16 protein-coding genes are annotated in these 17,910 nt (G+C 61.1%); 6 read left to right on the plus strand and 10 right to left on the minus strand.

Going from position 1 to position 17,910, the window contains the following annotated elements; all coding sequences use genetic code 11:
* Positions 1-6 precede the first annotated feature (6 nt).
* Positions 7-1,014, minus strand: coding sequence for a cytochrome d ubiquinol oxidase subunit II (gene cydB, locus ACR52_RS12795; protein ID WP_048724539.1), 1,008 nt, complete (start codon positions 1,012-1,014; stop codon positions 7-9).
* A 1-nt stretch (position 1,015) separates the two neighbouring features.
* Complete coding sequence (locus tag ACR52_RS12800) at positions 1,016-2,455, minus strand: cytochrome ubiquinol oxidase subunit I (protein WP_048724540.1); 1,440 nt, start codon at positions 2,453-2,455, stop codon at positions 1,016-1,018.
* Positions 2,456-2,771: 316 nt separating this feature from the next.
* Here ACR52_RS12800 and ACR52_RS12805 point away from each other — a divergent pair, with 316 nt between their 5' ends.
* Positions 2,772-4,022 (plus strand): MFS transporter, encoded by a 1,251-nt coding sequence (locus ACR52_RS12805; protein ID WP_048724541.1) that lies wholly within the window; start codon positions 2,772-2,774, stop codon positions 4,020-4,022.
* A 158-nt stretch (positions 4,023-4,180) separates the two neighbouring features.
* Here the strand turns inward: ACR52_RS12805 and ACR52_RS12810 are convergent, their stop codons facing one another.
* The 4 genes from ACR52_RS12810 to ACR52_RS12825 form a co-directional block, all read right to left on the minus strand.
* Positions 4,181-6,364, minus strand: coding sequence for a xanthine dehydrogenase family protein molybdopterin-binding subunit (locus ACR52_RS12810; protein ID WP_048724542.1), 2,184 nt, complete (start codon positions 6,362-6,364; stop codon positions 4,181-4,183).
* Positions 6,361-7,350, minus strand: coding sequence for an FAD binding domain-containing protein (locus tag ACR52_RS12815; RefSeq protein WP_048724543.1), 990 nt, complete (start codon positions 7,348-7,350; stop codon positions 6,361-6,363). Before ACR52_RS12815 ends, ACR52_RS12810 begins: the two co-directional genes overlap by 4 nt.
* Positions 7,347-7,871: a (2Fe-2S)-binding protein gene (locus ACR52_RS12820; RefSeq protein ID WP_048724544.1), complete on the minus strand. Its 525-nt coding sequence runs from the start codon at positions 7,869-7,871 to the stop codon at positions 7,347-7,349. Before ACR52_RS12820 ends, ACR52_RS12815 begins: the two co-directional genes overlap by 4 nt.
* Positions 7,872-7,967: 96 nt before the next feature.
* The gene (locus ACR52_RS12825; RefSeq protein WP_048724545.1) at positions 7,968-8,414 is read right to left on the minus strand and encodes a DUF4879 domain-containing protein; all 447 of its coding nucleotides are present in this window, start codon (positions 8,412-8,414) and stop codon (positions 7,968-7,970) included.
* Between the two features lie 200 nt (positions 8,415-8,614).
* On the opposite strand from ACR52_RS12825, the gene ACR52_RS12830 reads away from it, so the two are divergent.
* Positions 8,615-9,910 (plus strand): NCS2 family permease, encoded by a 1,296-nt coding sequence (locus tag ACR52_RS12830; RefSeq protein WP_048724546.1) that lies wholly within the window; start codon positions 8,615-8,617, stop codon positions 9,908-9,910.
* On the plus strand, positions 9,907-10,986 hold the full coding sequence (gene trmA, locus ACR52_RS12835) for a tRNA (uridine(54)-C5)-methyltransferase TrmA (RefSeq protein ID WP_048724547.1): 1,080 nt from the start codon (positions 9,907-9,909) through the stop codon (positions 10,984-10,986). The genes ACR52_RS12830 and trmA overlap by 4 nt, the downstream gene beginning before the upstream one ends.
* Positions 10,987-11,110: 124 nt before the next feature.
* Here the strand turns inward: trmA and ACR52_RS12840 are convergent, their stop codons facing one another.
* Positions 11,111-11,578 (minus strand): DUF2442 domain-containing protein, encoded by a 468-nt coding sequence (locus ACR52_RS12840; protein WP_048724548.1) that lies wholly within the window; start codon positions 11,576-11,578, stop codon positions 11,111-11,113.
* Entirely contained in the window at positions 11,575-12,003 is a 429-nt protein-coding gene (locus tag ACR52_RS31225) for a hypothetical protein (RefSeq protein WP_048724549.1), read from the minus strand. The genes ACR52_RS12840 and ACR52_RS31225 overlap by 4 nt, the downstream gene beginning before the upstream one ends.
* A 281-nt stretch (positions 12,004-12,284) precedes the next feature.
* Between ACR52_RS31225 and aroQ the strand changes: the two genes are divergently transcribed.
* Both aroQ and ACR52_RS12855 read left to right on the plus strand, forming a co-directional pair.
* Complete coding sequence (aroQ, locus tag ACR52_RS12850; RefSeq protein ID WP_048724550.1) at positions 12,285-12,734, plus strand: type II 3-dehydroquinate dehydratase; 450 nt, start codon at positions 12,285-12,287, stop codon at positions 12,732-12,734.
* A complete protein-coding gene (locus ACR52_RS12855) occupies positions 12,731-13,579 on the plus strand; it encodes a shikimate dehydrogenase (protein ID WP_048724551.1) in 849 nt (282 codons plus the stop codon). The genes aroQ and ACR52_RS12855 overlap by 4 nt, the downstream gene beginning before the upstream one ends.
* Positions 13,580-13,705: 126 nt before the next feature.
* On the opposite strand, the gene ACR52_RS12860 is transcribed toward ACR52_RS12855, so the two are convergent.
* Together ACR52_RS12860 and quiC are read right to left on the minus strand one after the other, a co-directional pair.
* Complete coding sequence (locus tag ACR52_RS12860; protein ID WP_048724552.1) at positions 13,706-14,371, minus strand: TetR/AcrR family transcriptional regulator; 666 nt, start codon at positions 14,369-14,371, stop codon at positions 13,706-13,708.
* Positions 14,372-14,451: 80 nt separating this feature from the next.
* The gene (gene quiC, locus ACR52_RS12865; protein ID WP_048724553.1) at positions 14,452-16,353 is read right to left on the minus strand and encodes a 3-dehydroshikimate dehydratase QuiC; all 1,902 of its coding nucleotides are present in this window, start codon (positions 16,351-16,353) and stop codon (positions 14,452-14,454) included.
* 221 nt (positions 16,354-16,574) lie between these two features.
* On the opposite strand from quiC, the gene ACR52_RS12870 reads away from it, so the two are divergent.
* Positions 16,575-17,909 carry an MFS transporter gene (locus ACR52_RS12870; protein ID WP_048724555.1) on the plus strand — a complete coding sequence of 445 codons (1,335 nt, stop codon included), beginning with the start codon at positions 16,575-16,577 and terminating at the stop codon, positions 17,907-17,909.
* Position 17,910: the final 1 nt, after the last annotated feature.

Raw genomic sequence — 17,910 nt, forward strand, 5'->3', positions numbered from 1 at the left:
ACCCTCCTAGTGATAACCGTCTTCGTGGGTGACCTTGCCGCGGAACACGTAGTAGCTCCAGAAGGTGTAGCCCAGGATGAACGGGATGATAAACAGCGTGCCCACCAGCATGAAGCCCTGGCTTTGCGGCGGCGCGGCCGCGTCCCAGATCGACACCGATGGCGGGATGATGTTCGGCCACAGGCTGATCCCCAGGCCGCTGTAGCCGAGGAAAATCAGCACCAGCGTCAGCAGGAACGGCGTGTAGTGCGCATTGCGGGCCACCGCGCGGATCAGCCCGTACATGGTCACCAGTACCAGGATCGGTACCGGCAGGAACCAGAACAGGTTGGGCAAGGTGAACCAGCGCGAAGCGATTTCCGGGTGTGTCAGCGGCGTCCAGATACTGACGATACCCATCACCGCCAGCACCACGAACGCCAACGGCCGTGCCAGGTTGTGCATCTTTTCCTGCAACGAGCCTTCGGTCTTCATGATCAGCCAGGTGCAACCCAGCAAGGCATACGCCACGATCAATGCGACGCCGCAGAACAGGGTGAACGGTGTGAACCAGTCCAGCGAGCCCCCGGCAAACTGGCGATTGACCACCGGAATACCGTCGATAAACGCCCCCAGCGCCACGCCCTGGAAGAATGTCGCCGTCAGCGAACCACCGATAAACGCCTTGTCCCACAAGTGACGCTTGTCGTCCTTGGCCTTGAAACGGAACTCGAAGGCCACGCCGCGAAAGATCAGCCCGATCAGCATCAGCATCAGCGGCAGGTACAGCGCCGACAACACCACCGAATAGGCCAGCGGGAACGCGCCGAACAACGCCGCACCGCCCAGTACCAGCCAGGTTTCGTTACCGTCCCATACCGGGGCGACGGTGTTCATCATCACGTCACGGTCGACTTTGCCCGGAATGAACGGAAAGAGAATGCCGATCCCCAGGTCGAAGCCGTCCATGACCACGTACATCATGATGCCGAAGATGATGATCACGGCCCAGATCAGCGGAAGGTCAATGCCCATCTCAATTCCCCTTGTGCTGGATGTCAGCGTGGTCGTCTTCGGTGCCATCATCGGCAGCCGACAACGGACGGGCCGGTGTGCGTTTCTGACCAGGGCCACCGTGGGTTGGCTCGGTCACGTCATGGGCCACAGGGCCTTTGCGCACCAGGCGCATCATGTAGCCCAAACCGGCACCGAACAGCGCGAAGTACACCACCACGAACAGCACCAGGGTGATGCTCATCTGCGCCAGGCTATGCCCGGACGACGCATCCGCCGTGCGCATCAACCCGTAGACCACCCACGGCTGACGACCGATTTCGGTGGTGAACCAACCGGCGAGAATCGCGATCAGGCCGGACGGGCCCATCCACAGCGCCAGGTACAGGAACGGTTTGGACGTGTACATCTTGTCGCCCCGGCGCAGCCAGAGGCTGAACAAACCGGTGAAGATCATCAGGAAGCCCAGGCCCACCATGACCCGGAACGACCAGAACACGATAGTCGAATTGGGGCGATCCTCAGGCGGGAAGTCCTTGAGGGCCGGCACCTGCTTGTCCAGCGAGTGGGTCAGGATGAGGCTGCCCAGGTAGGGAATCTCCACCGCGTATTTGGTTTTTTCGGCCTTCATGTCCGGCCAGCCGAACAGGATCAGCGGGGTCGGTTCGTCGCCGATGTTTTCCCAGTGGCCTTCAATCGCGGCGATTTTCGCCGGCTGGTGCTTCAGGGTATTGAGGCCGTGGAAGTCACCGATCACCGCCTGGATAGGCGCGACGATCAGCGCCATCCACATCGCCATCGATAACATGGTGCGGATCGCCGGGCTGTCCTTGCCGCGCAGCAAATGCCAAGCCGCCGAAGAGCCGACGAAGAACGCCGTAGCAACAAAGGCCGCCGTGGCCATGTGCATCAGGCGGTAGGGGAACGAGGGGTTGAAGATCACGGCCAGCCAATCGGTCGGGATCACGCGGCCGTCGATGATTTCAAAGCCCTGGGGCGTCTGCATCCAGCTGTTGGACGCAAGGATCCAGAAGGTGGAGATCAGCGTGCCGACGGCCACCATCACCGTGGCAAAGAAGTGCAGCTTGCGCCCCACCTTGTTCCAGCCAAACAGCATCACACCGAGGAAACCGGCTTCAAGGAAGAAGGCCGTGAGCACTTCGTACGTCAGCAACGGCCCCGTGACGGCGCCGGCGAAGTCCGAGAAGCGGCTCCAGTTGGTACCGAACTGGTAGGCCATGACCAGACCGGAGACCACACCCATGCCGAAGTTGACGGCAAAGATCTTCGACCAAAAATGGTAGAGGTCACGGTAGGTGTCGTTGCGGGTCTTGAGCCACAGGCCTTCCAGCACCGCAAGGTAACTGGCCAGGCCGATGGTGATGGCCGGGAACAGGATGTGGAATGAGATGGTGAACGCAAACTGAATTCGGGCGAGATCTAGCGCCTCCAAACCGAACATAAGTCTTCCTCTGTCAGGTAATACCGAATGCTGGCTGGAGGCCGCATCCACTGCCCCCACGGATATGGAGTGTGGCGAATTCAAATTCGTTTCTTTTTTAACCAGCCACGTAGGGAATCTAGCCTTAAGGCCGCCAGAACAAATCCTGAAATGACTTTGATCTGGATCAATCACAGTGAAAAGAGTAGTCCCATTTTCGCGGTTGGCCTGTGTGGTCTTTTGCCGCGTGACAGCTTGCCTCACTCGTCTTCTCGCAACTATTTGTTACAGCTTGATGCTAATCTCGCCCTTCCCTCCGCTTTGACCTGAATTCCCGATGCCCAGTGAACCTGCGTTGCTGTTACGTCACCATCGCCCTTTCATCGCGTTCTGGCTGGCACGGATCTTTACCGCCAGCGGCTTCCAGATGCTCACCGTGGCCATCGGCTGGAACCTCTACCAACTGACCGGCAACGTGCTGGACCTGGGTTTGGTAGGCCTGGTGGAGTTCGTGCCGCGCGTGCTGTTCATGCTGCACACCGGCCATGTGGCCGACCGCTATGAGCGGCGCAAGGTCGCCGCGATCTGCCAGACCGTACAGGCGATGATTGCCTTGTCCCTGGCCATCGGCGGCCTGACCGGCAACGTGACCCGCGAGATGATCTTTATCCTCGCCTTCCTGCTTGGCGCCGCGCGCTCGTTTGAAATGCCCACCACCCAGGCCATGCTGCCGAGCATCGTGCCCACCGCCCTGTTCCCGCGTGCGGTGGCCTCGTCGCAATCGGCCCAGCAACTGGCAACCATCGTCGCCCCGGCGCTCGGCGGTTTGCTCTATGCGTTCGGCAGCGTCTGGGTATACGGCCCGACGGTGGTGCTGTACCTGATCGCCTGCGTACTGACCCTCAACCTGCCGGCCCGCCAGACCCCCTTGAACAAAGCCAAGGCCACCATGGACTCGCTGCTGGCCGGCATTCGCTTTATCCGCAGTCGCCCGGACATCCTCGGCGCGATTTCCCTCGACTTGTTCGCCGTGCTGCTCGGCGGCGCCACCGCGTTGCTGCCGGTGTTCGCCAAGGACATATTGCTGACCGGCGCCTGGGGCCTGGGCCTGCTGCGTTCGGCACCGGCGGTGGGCGCGTTGTTGATGTCGTTGTGGCTGGCGCGGTTCTCGGTCGACCGAAAGGTGGGCCGCGTGATGTTTACCGCCGTCGGCGTGTTCGGCGTGGCGACCATTGCGTTCGGCCTGTCCACCTCGTTCTGGTTTTCCCTGGCGGTGCTGGTGGTGCTGGGCGCAGCGGACATGATCAGCATGGTGATCCGCGCCTCCTTCGTGCAGTTGGAAACCCCGGATGAAATGCGCGGACGGGTCAGCGCAGTCAACGGCCTGTTTATCGGCGCGTCGAATCAGTTGGGCGAATTCGAGTCCGGGATTACCGCCCACTGGTTCGGCACCGTACCCGCCGTGGTCATGGGCGGGATCGGTACGCTGCTGGTGACCGGGGTCTGGATCAAACTGTTCCCGAGCCTGGCCAACCGTGATCGCATGCATGTGCCAGCGGACGACACCGCTCCCAAACCCACCGCCTGATCCCATGAGGCACTGAGTCACTGAGTGACCGAGGTCAGTGTGGGAGGGGGCTTGCTCCCGATAAGGGTCTTTCAGTTAATACATCCGTTAACTGATCCACCGCTATCGGGAGCAAGCCCCCTCCCACTCTCAGGCTCTTCGTTGCTGGAAAGATCGAGTTAAAGCACCTTGTCCAGGGTGATCGGAAACTCCCGCACCCGCTTGCCGGTAGCGTGATAAATCGCATTCGCTACCGCCGCCGCCACCCCGACAATGCCGATCTCACCGACACCCTTGGACCCAAGGGCGTTGACGATTTCGTCGTGCTCCTCGACAAACACCACGTCGATCTCGCCAATATCAGCATTCACCGGAATGTGATATTCGGCCAGGCTGTGGTTCATGGAGCGGCCCAGTTGATGGTCGACCTGGGTCTCTTCATGCAGGGCCATGCCGATACCCCACACCACCCCGCCGAGAATCTGGCTGCGGGCCATCTTCGGATTGACCACGCGCCCGGCGGCAATCGCGCTGACCACCCGGCTGACCTTGATGGTGCCCAGATCTTCATCGACCCGAACTTCCACAAATACCGCCGAATGTGTGGCGCTGGCATAGCCTTCACGCTTCTTGTCCGGCTCACTGTCGACCTGCACTTCCAGCGCGTCTTCGCCACTGTCCTTGACCAACTGTGCCAACGACACACTCACGTCACCGGTATGCAACTGGCCCTCTTCATAGCGTACGGACTCGGCATCCTTGAATACCGGGTAAGTCTGCCGGGCGATTTTCAGCAACTGCGCATTCAACGCCTCACAGGCTTGCTGCACCGCCGTACCGACCGAGGACACGGTAAATGAACCGCCCTGCAACGGGGCCGTGGGCAAGGACGAATCGCCGAGCAAAAAGCTGATATCCGCGATCGACACGCCGCTGGCCTGCGCCGCGATCTGGGTCATCACCGTATAAGTACCGGTGCCGATATCGGTGGTCGCGCTGCTCACGGTCAGCTTACCGTCGGCGTCGATCCGCGCCTTGGCGCTGGCCTTCATTTGCAAGGCTTCCCAAACGCCACCGGCCATGCCCCAACCGATCAACTGACGGCCATCGCGCATGCTGCGCGGTTCCGGGTTGCGCTGGCTCCAGCCGAAACGCTCGGCACCTTCGCTGTAGCACTCGCGCAGGGCTTTGCTCGACCAGGGTTTGTCTTCGTTCTGGTTGCGCTCGGCGTAGTTGATCAGGCGCAGTTGCACCGGGTCCATGCCCAGGGCACAGGCGAGTTCATCCATCGCACACTCCAGGCCGATCACGCCCAGCGCGGCGCCGGGTGCACGCATGTCGAGCGGCGTGAACACATCCAGCGGTACCAGTTTGTAAGTCAGTTGCACGTTGTCGCAGTGGTAGAGCATGCCGCTCCACTCCACCACGTGCTCGCTGAAATCTTCGAAACGCGAGGTCTGCCCAATCGCGGTGTGCCCCAGCGCCAGCAGCCGACCGTTGGCAGCGGCGCCCATCTGCAAACGCTGCAAGGTGCGCGGGCGATAGCCGAAGGTGAACATTTGTTGACGGGTCAACGTGACACGCACCGAGCGCTTGAGCGCCAGGGAGGCCATCACCGCCAGTGGCAATTGGTACTGCGGGCGCAGGCCGGAACCAAAGGCACCGCCGACGAACGCGGCGAAGATCCGCACCTGGCTTTTGTCCAGGCCGAAGACTTTTTGCACATAGGCCTGGCAGTTCTGCGGGCCTTGGGTCTTGTCGTGGATATGCAGGGTGCCGTCCGGCTGATACAGCACGGTGCTGGCGTGGGGCTCCATCGGGTTGTGGTGTTCGATGGGGGTGCTGTAATGCACATCCAGGCTGACGGCGGCGGCGCTCCATTCGGCCTGGAAGTTGCCGCGCGGTTTGGGCGGCGTTTGTGGCGACGGGTGTGCCTGCTCCTGCAGCGCCAGCAAATCGGTGTCGAAGGCTTCACGCTCGTACTCGATTTCCAGCAGGGAACCGGCGTGCCGCGCCAGCTCCAGGTTGTCGGCGATCACCAGGGCCAGAGGCTGGCCGCTGTAGAGCACGCGGTCGTTGTACAAGGGACGAAATGGCGAGCCGTCTGCGGCATCGGCGTCGGCGAACGCATCATCGTAGCTGGCGAGTTTTGGCCGGTTGAGGTGATCAAGCACCATGACCACGCCCGGCAGCGCCAGGGCTTTGGACGCATCGACCCGCAAGACGCGGCCCTTGGTGATGGTGCTGGAGACCACGCTGCCGTGGAGCAGGCCGGCTTCGGGGAATTCGCCGGCATACCGCGCCTGGCCGGTGACCTTGAGCAGACCGTCGACTCGGTCAAGGGGTTTACCGATAGCGGTCATGGGCGTTCTCCTGCGACGGCGGCGTCGCTCAGGGCGCGAATGATTCCGCGTCGCGCCAACTTGATCTTGAAGCCGTTGTGTTCCAGCGGTTCAGCGTCTTGCAGCAGGGCGTCGGCGGCGCTGCTGAAGGTTTCACGGCTGACAGTCTGGCCGATCAGCGAGGCTTCCACCGCGCGGTCACGCCAGGGTTTATGCGCCACCCCGCCGAGTGCCAGGCGCGCATCGACGATGTTGTCGCCATCCAGTTCGAGGGCAGCGGCAACGGACACCAGGGCGAACGCATACGACGCGCGGTCGCGGATTTTCAGGTAGTGGCTGTGGCGTGCCAGGTGGTCGGCGGGCAGTTCGATGGCGGTGATCAGCTCGTCGTCGGCCAGCAGGTTGTCGCGCTCTGGCGTGTCGCCGGGCAAGCGGTGAAAGTCGGCAAACTCGATGACCCGCGCGCCGCCACGTCCTTCTACATGCACTTTCGCTTCCAGCGCTGCCAGGGCCACGCACATGTCCGAAGGATGGGTAGCCACGCATTGCGCGCTGGCGCCGAGGATCGCGTGGATGCGGTTCAGCCCGGTTCGCGCCGGGCAACCGCTGCCTGGCTCGCGCTTGTTGCAAGGCACGGTGGCGTCGTAGAAGTAGTAGCAACGGGTGCGCTGCAACAGGTTGCCCCCGGTGCTGGCCATGTTGCGCAGTTGCGGCGAGGCACCCGCGAGGATGGCCTGGGACAGCAACGGGTAACGCTGTTCGATCAGCGGGTGCCAGGCCAGGTCGGCATTGCTCACCAGGGCGCCGATGCGCACGCCGCCCTCGGCGGTTTCTTCGACCTCATGCAGCGGCAGGCCGGTGATGTCGATCAGGTGCTCGGGGCGGCTGATGTTTTCTTTCATCAGGTCCAGCAGGTTGGTGCCGCCGGCAATAAAGCGCGACGCGGCGCTGCTCAGGTGCACGGCTTCGTGTACGTCGGCCGGCTTGCTGTAGTGGAAGGGATTCATTGCTCACCTCGCTGCGTGCGGCAGGCCGGCAAGGCGTCTTCGATGGCGTCGCGGATGTTGCTGTAGGCGCCGCAGCGGCACAGGTTGCCGCTCATCAGTTCCTGGATTTGCGCAGTGTCGTGGGCGCGGCCTTCATTGGCCAGGCCGATGGCAGAGCAAATCTGGCCAGGGGTGCAGTAGCCGCACTGGAAGGCGTCGTGTTTGATAAAGGCTTGCTGCATCGGGTGCAACTGATCGCCGTCGGCCAGGCCTTCGATGGTGGTCAGCTCGGCGCCGTCGCACATCACCGCCAACGTCAGACAGGCGTTCACACGTTTGCCGTCGCGCAATACGGTACAGGCGCCGCACTGGCCGTGGTCGCAACCCTTTTTGCTGCCGACCAGGTCGAGCTGCTCACGCAGCAGGTCGAGCAAGGTGGTCCAGGGCAATACGCTCAGTTGGCGATCCTGGCCATTCAGGGTCAAGCGTATCGGGTGGGCGACAAACGGCTGGGCCGCCGCGCCATTGGGGGTCGCGCTCATAAACACCTCACGGGTTGGTGTACATCCGCGGCGTTCAGGAAAGTCGCCGTCTCAGGGGTACGACTTCCCGGGGTTTTGAGCGTTCAAGGTAATTGATCAGCGGATATTGAGCAGTGTCTTCAGGGTGTTTTGCGGGGGGTTGATCGAGGAGTTGCTGAATTGGAACCAGCCCTGGGCCTCGACGTTCAGGTCGAATATATAGATGTAGCCCATCAGCGTGCCCCTCCCCGCGCAGGCCTCGCTGATATTGCCGACCTGACACACTGCCGTGCGTTGCCCGTTCAGTTGCGCGCCATTGAAGCGGCCCATCGGGTTATTACCCAGGCCGACTTCCATCACCGAGACCTTGGTGGGCCCACGGTGCTCGCACATCTGAGTGCTCGGCGCCCGTTCCGGAATCTGTTCACTGCAACGCGCCGACTCAACCTTGAACACCCGCACCTCGCTCAAAGCCGGTGCAGTCGCGCCCCAAGCCGGTGCCGAGCCGAGCCACAGGCCGATACAACCGAACAGAGCTAGACTCCAGCCGCTGGCTTTTTTCATGCTGTCGATGACCCTGTATTAAACGTCGGCGCAGTATGCCTCAAGGCCATGATCAAGCCTATGCGCCACTGGCCCTCGGCTGCTGGTATGATGCGCCGCTTTTTCCGATCCTCTCTGAAACCACAGGCGTTTGGCGCAGTTTGTGCTTTGACTTAGAGGTCAACAAATCACGACGCAAGATAGCGTCACAGGGAGCAGGCATGCTGGAAAAGCTGTTTCAACTCAAAGCACACAACACCAACGTGCGCACCGAGATCCTCGCGGGCATCACGACATTCCTGGCCATGGCCTACATTCTGTTCGTGAACCCGAGCATCCTCGGCGAGACCGGCATGGACAAGGGCGCGGTATTTGTCGCGACCTGCCTGGCGGCGGCCATCGGTTCGACCGTGATGGGCCTGATCGCCAACTACCCGATCGCCCTGGCGCCGGGCATGGGTCTCAACGCCTTCTTTACCTACACCGTGGTCCTGCACATGGGCCACACCTGGCAGGTTGCGCTGGGGGCGGTGTTCATTTCGGCGGTGCTGTTCTTCCTGCTGTCGATATTCCGTATCCGTGAATGGATCATCAACAGCATCCCCCTGCCCCTGCGCTCGGCGATTGCTGCCGGTATCGGGCTGTTCCTGGCGCTGATCGCGCTGCATAACGCCGGGATCGTGGTCAGCAATCCGGCGACCATGGTTGGCCTGGGCGACCTGAAGCAACCGGCACCCATCCTCGCTACCCTCGGTTTTGTGCTGATCGTTGCGCTGGAGGCCCTGGCCGTACGCGGCGCGGTGCTGATCGGCATCCTCGCGGTGACTATCGTGTCCATCGTGATCGGCGTCACCCCGTTTGGCGGCGTGACCTCGATGCCACCGTCCCTCGCCCCGACCTTCCTGCAGCTGGATATCAAAGGTGCGCTGGATATCGGCCTGGTCAGCGTGATCTTCGCGTTCCTGTTCGTCGACCTGTTTGACAACTCCGGCACCCTGATCGGCGTCGCCAAGCGCGCCGGCCTGATGGGCAAGGACGGCCACATGCCGAAAATGGGCCGTGCGCTGATCGCCGACAGCACCGCCGCCATGGCCGGTTCGCTGCTGGGCACGTCGACCACCACCAGTTACATCGAGTCCGCTGCGGGCGTGAGCGCCGGTGGCCGTACCGGTTTGACCGCCGTGGTGGTCGCGATCCTGTTCCTGCTGGCGCTGTTCTTCTCGCCACTGGCCGCCAGCGTGCCCGCTTTTGCGACCGCGCCGGCGCTGCTGTTCGTCGCCGTGCTGATGACCTCGGGCCTGGCCGAAATCGACTGGGACGACATTACTGTTGCAGCGCCCGTGGTGATCACCGCCCTGGCGATGCCCTTCACTTACTCCATCGCCAACGGCATCGCCTTCGGTTTCATCGCCTGGACCGCCATCAAGCTGCTTTCGGGCCGCTACCGTGAGCTGAACCCGGCCCTGGTGATTCTGTCGATTCTGTTTGTGATCAAGCTGGGCTGGTTCAACGCATGACTTTTGACGCCACACGCTACACCGCTCAACTGCAAGACAAGGTCACGCGCTTGCGTGACCTGCTCGCACCGTTTGATGCACCCGAGCCGCAGGTCTTCGATTCGCCGTTGCAGAACTTCCGCCTGCGGGCGGAGTTCCGCCTGTGGCGCGAAGGCGGTGAACGCCACTACGCGATGTTCTCCCAGGACGACAAGCGCACGCCGATCCTGATCGAAGAATTCCCCATCGCCAGCCAGCGCATCAACCAGTTGATGCCGCAGCTCAAGGCCGCCTGGCAAGCCAGTGCCGCCCTGAGCCACAAGCTGTTCCAGGTAGAGTTCCTGACCACCCTGGCCGGCGACGCGATGATCACCCTGTGTTATCACCGCCCGCTGGATGAGCATTGGCACACTGCCGCAAACAAGCTCGCTGCCGACTTGAATGTCAGCATCATCGGCCGCTCCAAGGGCAAGCGTGATGTCATCGGCCACGACTACGTGGTGGAAAAACTCGACGTCGGTGGCCGTACGTTCAGTTACCGCCAACCCGAAGGCGCGTTCACCCAGCCCAACGGCACGGTGAACCAGAAGATGCTCAACTGGGCATACGAAGCCTTGGGCGATCGCCCGGATGATTTGCTGGAGCTGTATTGCGGCAACGGCAACTTCACCCTGCCGCTGGCGACTCGCGTTCGCAACGTGCTCGCGACCGAAATCAGCAAGACCTCGGTCAACGCGGCGCTGAGCAACCTCGATGAAAACGCGGTGGATAACGTCACCCTGGTGCGCCTCTCTGCCGAAGAACTCACCGAAGCGCTCAACGAAGTGCGCCCGTTCCGTCGCTTGCACGGCATCGACCTGAAAAGCTACGAATTCGGCAGCGTTTTCGTCGACCCGCCCCGCGCCGGCATGGACCCGGACACCTGCGAACTGACCCGGCGTTTCGACAATATCCTGTACATCTCCTGCAACCCGGAAACCCTGGCGGCGAACATTGCGCAACTGCATGACACACACCGGATTACCCAGTGCGCGCTGTTTGACCAGTTTCCGTGGACGCACCATATGGAGTCCGGGGTGTTGCTGACACGCCGTTAAATCTGCAACACGCAGCAGATCAAAAAGTGTGTGAGGGGGCTTGCTCCCGATAGCAATGTTTCAGCCACCCAACGTACAGGCTGACACACCGCCATCGGGAGCAAGCCCCCTCCCACATTGATCTTCATACATCCGTTGGTTCACCGGCATCCAAGACCTCTTTGCGTGGCCGGCCGCCCTTCTTGCCATTGGCTCGGGCGGCGGCGGCTTTGGCGGCGCTGCTCTTGCGACCGTTGCGCGACGCCACCAGGCTAGCGGCCAGCTCCATCAAAGGCTGGCTCGTAGCGATCAGGCCGGTGATGGAAACGTCCAGGTCGCGGTCCTCACAGCACAACGCCTTGCCGCCGTAACCGACCTCCAACTGCTGGAAGTCTTGTAAGGAAAACCCCTCGAACTCCGGGAGACCGGCCACCGGCAACATGATGCGGCTGCCATCGCCGAAGCCTATGGATATGCAGTCATTTTCATAACGCACGTTGCTGGCGTTGGCGTATACACGTTTTAACCTGCGTCCTCGGGCTATTGCCTTGTCGATATCGGCCTCGGTGATCGGTACATAGGGTAAAACTTTGGCTTTTACGATTTTTTTCATAAGTCGATCTCCACAAAACCCGGCGCCCTGACCAGATTCAAAATTGTTTTCTGCCCCACGACATCGTGCCGGGCATGTGCGATCACATAAACACCCCGCTGAATGATTAACCCAGGCAACACCTCATCGGCTTCCCAGTCCCAGGAATGATTCGCCAGGCAAACCGTTCGCAGTCTTTCCCACCAGATCCTGCGTGCACGCGCCAGGTAGTGCCGCTGCATTATCGCCTTGCGTATTCCCTCCAGGACCGCGGTCGGTGGCCGCCTCCGTTCAGGGTCTACATCCCACAACTCCACCTGCCCGTCCAGAAAGCTGAAACGAAAACGCGCATCCCAAGCCTTGCCCCTGACATGTACGTGAGGCGGGCAATGTTCGTCCCTGAGAAACACCGAGATTACATATCCTTTGTAAGCACCTACTCGCATCGTAACCCATCCGTTAGGTTATTTTCCGTCAGGTAACACTTTTCCCGTGTCACCCGACAACCGGCTCCTGCAACGGGAGCTGTTCACAGATTAGTAACGGTGCACGCCCCGTCGAATCCGGTCTTGTAACCACTCATGCCGACGCTGAAAATCGCCACTCTCACTGACTAATGGTTCGGTAATCGAACATATGTCGACGAGGATGCAATGCGGTTGATTGACCAAACTAACCATTCAGTACATTTTATCCCCACAACCAATAATAACTGTGGAGACCCCCTATGCCGCCCATCGTGCTGGTGCTCAACGGCCCCAACCTCAACCTGCTCGGTACCCGCGAACCTGCCACCTACGGGCATGAAACCCTGGCCGACGTCGCCGCCCTGTGCGGCCGTAGCGCGGAACAACTGGGGCTGAGGATCGAGTTTCGCCAGACCAACCACGAAGGCGAGTTACTCGACTGGATCCAAAGCGCCCGCGCTCGTTGCGCAGGTATCGTGATCAACCCGGCCGCGTGGACCCACACCTCGGTGGCGATTCGCGACGCGTTGGTGGCCAGTGAAGTGCCGGTGATCGAAGTGCACTTATCCAACGTGCATGCACGTGAGGCGTTCAGGCATCACTCCTTTGTATCGCCCGTCGCCAAGGCAGTGCTGGCCGGTTTTGGCAGCCATGGCTACCACCTGGCCCTGGAACATTTCAGCCAGTTGTTGAAGGGATCGACCCGATGAAACCGCGCATCCTCGCCGCCCTGATTGGCACCGGCATCCAGGCCTCCCGCACACCTGCCCTGCATGAACAGGAAGGCGATGCCCAGGGCCTGCGCTACCTGTATCGCCTGATCGACCTGGAGCCGCTGCACCTCGATATCAATGCACTGCCCGACCTGCTGCGCGCCGCCGAATTGATGCACTTCACCGGGTTGAACATTACCTACCCGTGCAAGCAAGCGATCCTGCCGCTGCTCGATGAATTGTCCGACGAGGCCAGGGGTATTGGGGCGGTCAACACGGTGGTGTTCAAGGACGGCAAACGCATTGGCCACAACACCGATTGCCTGGGGTTCGCCGAGGGTTTTCGCAGGAATCTGAATGACGTCGCTCGCCAACGTGTCGTGCAGATGGGCGCCGGCGGTGCGGGCGCAGCGGTGGCACATGCACTGCTGGCGGAGGGCGTCGAACACTTGAGTATTTTCGACGTGGACGCTGCCCGCGCCCAAGGCCTTGTGGATAACCTCGCCCAGCGTTTTGGCAGCGGTCGCGCCCAAGTGGGCAACGACCTGGAAAACGCCATGGCCGAAGCCGACGGCCTGGTCAACACCACGCCGATGGGCATGGCCAAACTGCCTGGCACGCCTGTGCCAGCCGCCCTGTTGAGGGCTGAGTTATGGGTCGCGGAAATCGTGTATTTCCCACTCGAAACAGAACTGCTGCGCAACGCCCGCGCCTTGGGTTGCCGCACGCTGGATGGCGGCAATATGGCGGTGTTTCAGGCAGTGAAGGCGTTTGAGTTGTTCAGCGGCGAGGCGCCAGATGCGCAGAGGATGTTGGAACACTTCCACAGCATGAATACCTGACTGGCGAAACGGAATCCAAATGTGAGAGGGGGCTTGCTCCCGATTGCGGCCTGTCAGCTAAATATAGGCTGGCTGTAATACGCTATCGGGAGCAAGCCCCCTCCCACATTGGGTTCCGCGTTAGCCTCAGGCCTGCAGGTAACGCAACACCGAATCACAAATCATGTCGCGATGCCGCCGCTTGATCGCCTCATCCGACAGTTCGATCTGAAAAATCTCACTGAACGTATGCCGGTTGGACACCCGGTAAAAGCTGAACGAGTTGATCAGCAGGTGCACGTCCAGCGGCTCCAGCCCCTCACGAAACAGCCCCATCTCGGCGCCACGGCGCAAGGTGGCGCCCAGCCCTTCAAGGATGTTGCTGTTCAGCGCCTTGATCGAATCGGAGCGTTTTACGAACTCGGCATTGTGGATATTTTCGATGCTGACGATGCGCACGAAATCCACGTTCTGGTCGTGGTGATCAAAGGTAAATTCCACCAGGCGACGAATCGCTTCGCGCGGTTCCAGGGCGGTGAGGTTCATGCGGGTTTCGGTGTTGCGGATATCGCCGTAAAGCTTCTCCAGCACCTCGACGTACAACTGCTCCTTGCTGCCGAAGTAGTAATAGATCATGCGTTTGGAGGTGTGAATTCGCTCGGCGATCGCATCGACGCGCGCGCCGGACAGGCCCTGCTGAACAAACTCGACAATGGCTTCCTGGAGAATGTTCTCGCGGGTCTTTTCCGGATTGTTCTTGCGACTCTTGCGCGGTGCGTCTGGCACAGCACGGAGATCGGGAGTCAGGGTCATGGTGCACTCACGGCCGTTTTTATTTTGCAGCCCGCGATTATGGGCCGAGGCGCTCCTCGAAGGAAGCACCGGGCTACCGGTCACAACCGCGCTTGGCGTATCGCCCCGCTGCGCGACTTGGCCATCGCCGCCAGGCGCACCGCCACGTTGGCAGCGCCGTAACCGGCATAGCCGTTCTTGCGCTGGATGATCTCGAAGAAAAACCGCCCTTCGAATGGTTCGGTGTACACATGAAACAACTCACCGCCCTGAGCGTCACGGTCGTACAGCACGTTGTAGTACGCCAGTTCGCTGAGGAATTCATCGTCGAAATCAAAGCGCGCCGCGAGGTCGTCGTAGTAGTTGAGCGGGATATCCAGCAACGGCACACCCGCCTCTTTGGCTCGGCTCACCTCGGCGAAAATGTCCGCGCAGTCGAAGGCAATGTGATGTACGCCGGAGCCGCGATAGCTGGAAAGCGCGTGGGAAATCGCAGTGTTGCGGTTTTCGGAGATATTCAGCGGCAGGCGAATCGAACTGCAACGGCTGCGCAGTGCACGGCTTTTCACCAGGCCGTAGGGGTCGGGCAGCACCACTTCGTCATCCGCTTCGAAATCCAGCAGGCTCTTGTAGAACAGCACCCAACTGTCGAGGCTGTCGGCCGGCAGGGCCATGGCCATATGGTCGATGCGCAGCAGGCCGCCGCTGGCAGCCGAGGCCGCTTGCAGGTTGAAATCGGTGTCGTACAGCCCGCCTTCGCTCTGATCCACCAGGTAAATCAGGCTGCCATCAGGCGCACGCACGGCCGCCAGTTCCAGTTCGTTGGGCCCGACCAGGCCGCGATAGGGCTGGCCCTTGTAGGCCACTGCCCGCTCAAGGGCCTTGGCGCTGTCCTTGACCCGAATCGCCGTGGCGCACAACGACGGGCCGTGGGCTTCGAAAAAGTTGTGGGCGAAGGAATAGGGTTCGCAATTGAGGATCAGGTTGATATCGCCCTGGCGCAGCAGGCTCACACTCTTGGAGCGGTGCTGGCCCGCCTTGACAAAACCCAGGCGCTCCAGCCATTGGGTCAGCTTGGCGCCGAGGTTTTCATCAACGGCAAACTCCAGGAATTCGATGCCGTCATATTCGCTGGCTGCCGGGGTTTCGAAGAGGATGTCGACGGGCGCCGCAGGTTGCTCCTGCGCCAGGCGCTGGCGGGTTTTCTCCTCCAGGTACAGCAGCGAACGCAAGCCATCCGCCGCGTTGGCCCGGGTGGGTGCGGCGCGGAAACCGTCGTTGAAAATCTCCAGGGACAATGGCCCGGTGTAGCCACTCTTGATGATAGGCGCGAGAAAGCCCGCCAAATCAAATTCGCCCTGGCCGGGGAAGCAACGGAAATGCCGACTCCACTCCAGCACATCCATGGCCAGGATCGGCGCGTCGGCCATTTGCACAAAGAAGATCTTGTCGCCAGGGATCTCGGCGATACCGCTTGGGTCGCCCTTCAGCGACAACGTGTGGAAGCTGTCGAGCAACACGCCGAGGCTCGGGTGGTCGACCTGGCGCACCAGGTTCCACACCTGTTGCCAGGTGTTCACATGTTTGCCCCAGGCCAGTGCCTCATAGCCAATGCGCAGGCCGCGCCGGCCGGCGTGCTCGGCCAACAGGCTGAGGTCATCCAGCAGAATGCGTTCATCGCCCACGCAGTCGGCCGAAGCATTGCTGCACACCAGCACCAGGTCGGTGCCCAGTTCCTGCATCAGGTCGAACTTGCGCTCGGCACGCTCCAGGTTGCGCGCCAGGCGGTCGCGGCGGCAGCCTTCAAAGTCGCGAAACGGCTGGAACAAGGTGATGGCGATACCGAGGTCGGCGCACATTTGCCTAACTTCACGCGGGCTGCCGTCGTAATACAACAGGTCGTTCTCGAAAATCTCGACCCCGTCAAACCCGGCGGCGGCGATGGCTTCGAGCTTTTCCGGCAGGGTGCCGCTCAAGGAAACGGTGGCGATGGAACGTTGCATGGGGCGACTCCAGGCATTTGAGGCTCGTCTTATTTACGGCAAATTATTGGCCGCTAAACTGTTCACAGCAATTGAAATGTACGAACCGGTTAGTTTTATGGGCGATTATCGAACAAAATGGCAATCGACGAATTGACGATTTTTTAGCCACTGCGCACCATCGATCACGTAACAAGACCCAGAACACACCATAAAAATTTCAAAAAAACGGGTACCCCCTCATGCCTTCGCAAAACTCCGTCCTGGCCGAGCGCCCGGCCAACCCGCACACCGGCATCGGCGACAAGATTCGCGGCGCAATGGCCGTCGGTAAAACCCGCTGGGGCATGCTGGCCCTGGTGTTTTTCGCCACCACCCTCAACTACATCGACCGCGCCGCCCTGGGCGTGATGCAACCGATCCTGGCCAAGGAGATGAGCTGGACGGCGATGGACTACGCCAACATCAACTTCTGGTTCCAGGTCGGCTACGCCATCGGTTTTGTGCTACAGGGCCGCTTGATCGACCGCGTCGGCGTCAAGCGCGTGTTCTTCTGCGCAGTGCTGCTGTGGAGCCTGGCCACCGGTGCCCACGGCCTGGCGACTTCGGCGGTCGGGTTTATGGTCTGCCGCTTTATCCTCGGGCTGACTGAAGCCGCCAACTACCCCGCCTGCGTCAAGACCACACGCCTGTGGTTCCCCGCCGGTGAGCGCGCGGTGGCCACCGGCATTTTCAACGCCGGCACCAACGTCGGCGCGATGATGACGCCAATGCTGCTGCCGCTGATCCTGCACGTATGGGGCTGGCAGGCAGCATTCCTGTGCATGGCGTCACTGGGCTTGATCTGGCTGGTGTTCTGGGGTTTGAAGTACCACAACCCGGAAGACCATCCCACCGTTAAACAATCCGAATTGGACTACGTGCAACAGGAAGTCGAACCGGAACAACCCCGCGTACCGTTCAGCCGCATTTTGCGCATGCGCGGCACCTGGGCCTTCGCCCTCGCCTACTCGCTGACTGCGCCGGTGTTCTGGTTCTACCTGTACTGGCTACCGCCGTTCCTGAACCAGCAATACAACCTGGGCATCAACGTGACCCAGATGGGCATCCCGCTGATCATCATTTACCTGACAGCCGACTTCGGCAGTGTGGGCGGGGGGATTCTGTCGTCGTTCCTGATCGGCCGCGGGATGAATTCGATCAAGGCGCGGCTGCTGTCGATGCTGCTGTTTGCCTGCTGCATCGTCGGCGTGATCATGGCGGCCGGTTCCAGCCAACTGTGGGTCGCGGTGTTTGCCATCTCCCTGGCCATCGGCGCTCACCAGGCCTGGACCGCCAACATCTGGAGCCTGGTGATGGACTACACGCCCAAGCACATGATGAGCACGGTGTTCGGTTTCGGCGGCATGTGCGCGGCCATCGGCGGCATGTTCATGACCCAGATCGTCGGCCACATCCTGACGGTGACCAACAACAACTACACCGTGTTGTTCACCTTGATCCCGGCGATGTACTTCATCGCGCTGATCTGGATGTACTTCATGGCACCGCGCAAGATTCCTACCGTCGACGCGTGAT

The sequence above is a fragment of the Pseudomonas fildesensis genome (assembly GCF_001050345.1).
GTDB lineage: Bacteria > Pseudomonadota > Gammaproteobacteria > Pseudomonadales > Pseudomonadaceae > Aquipseudomonas > Aquipseudomonas fildesensis.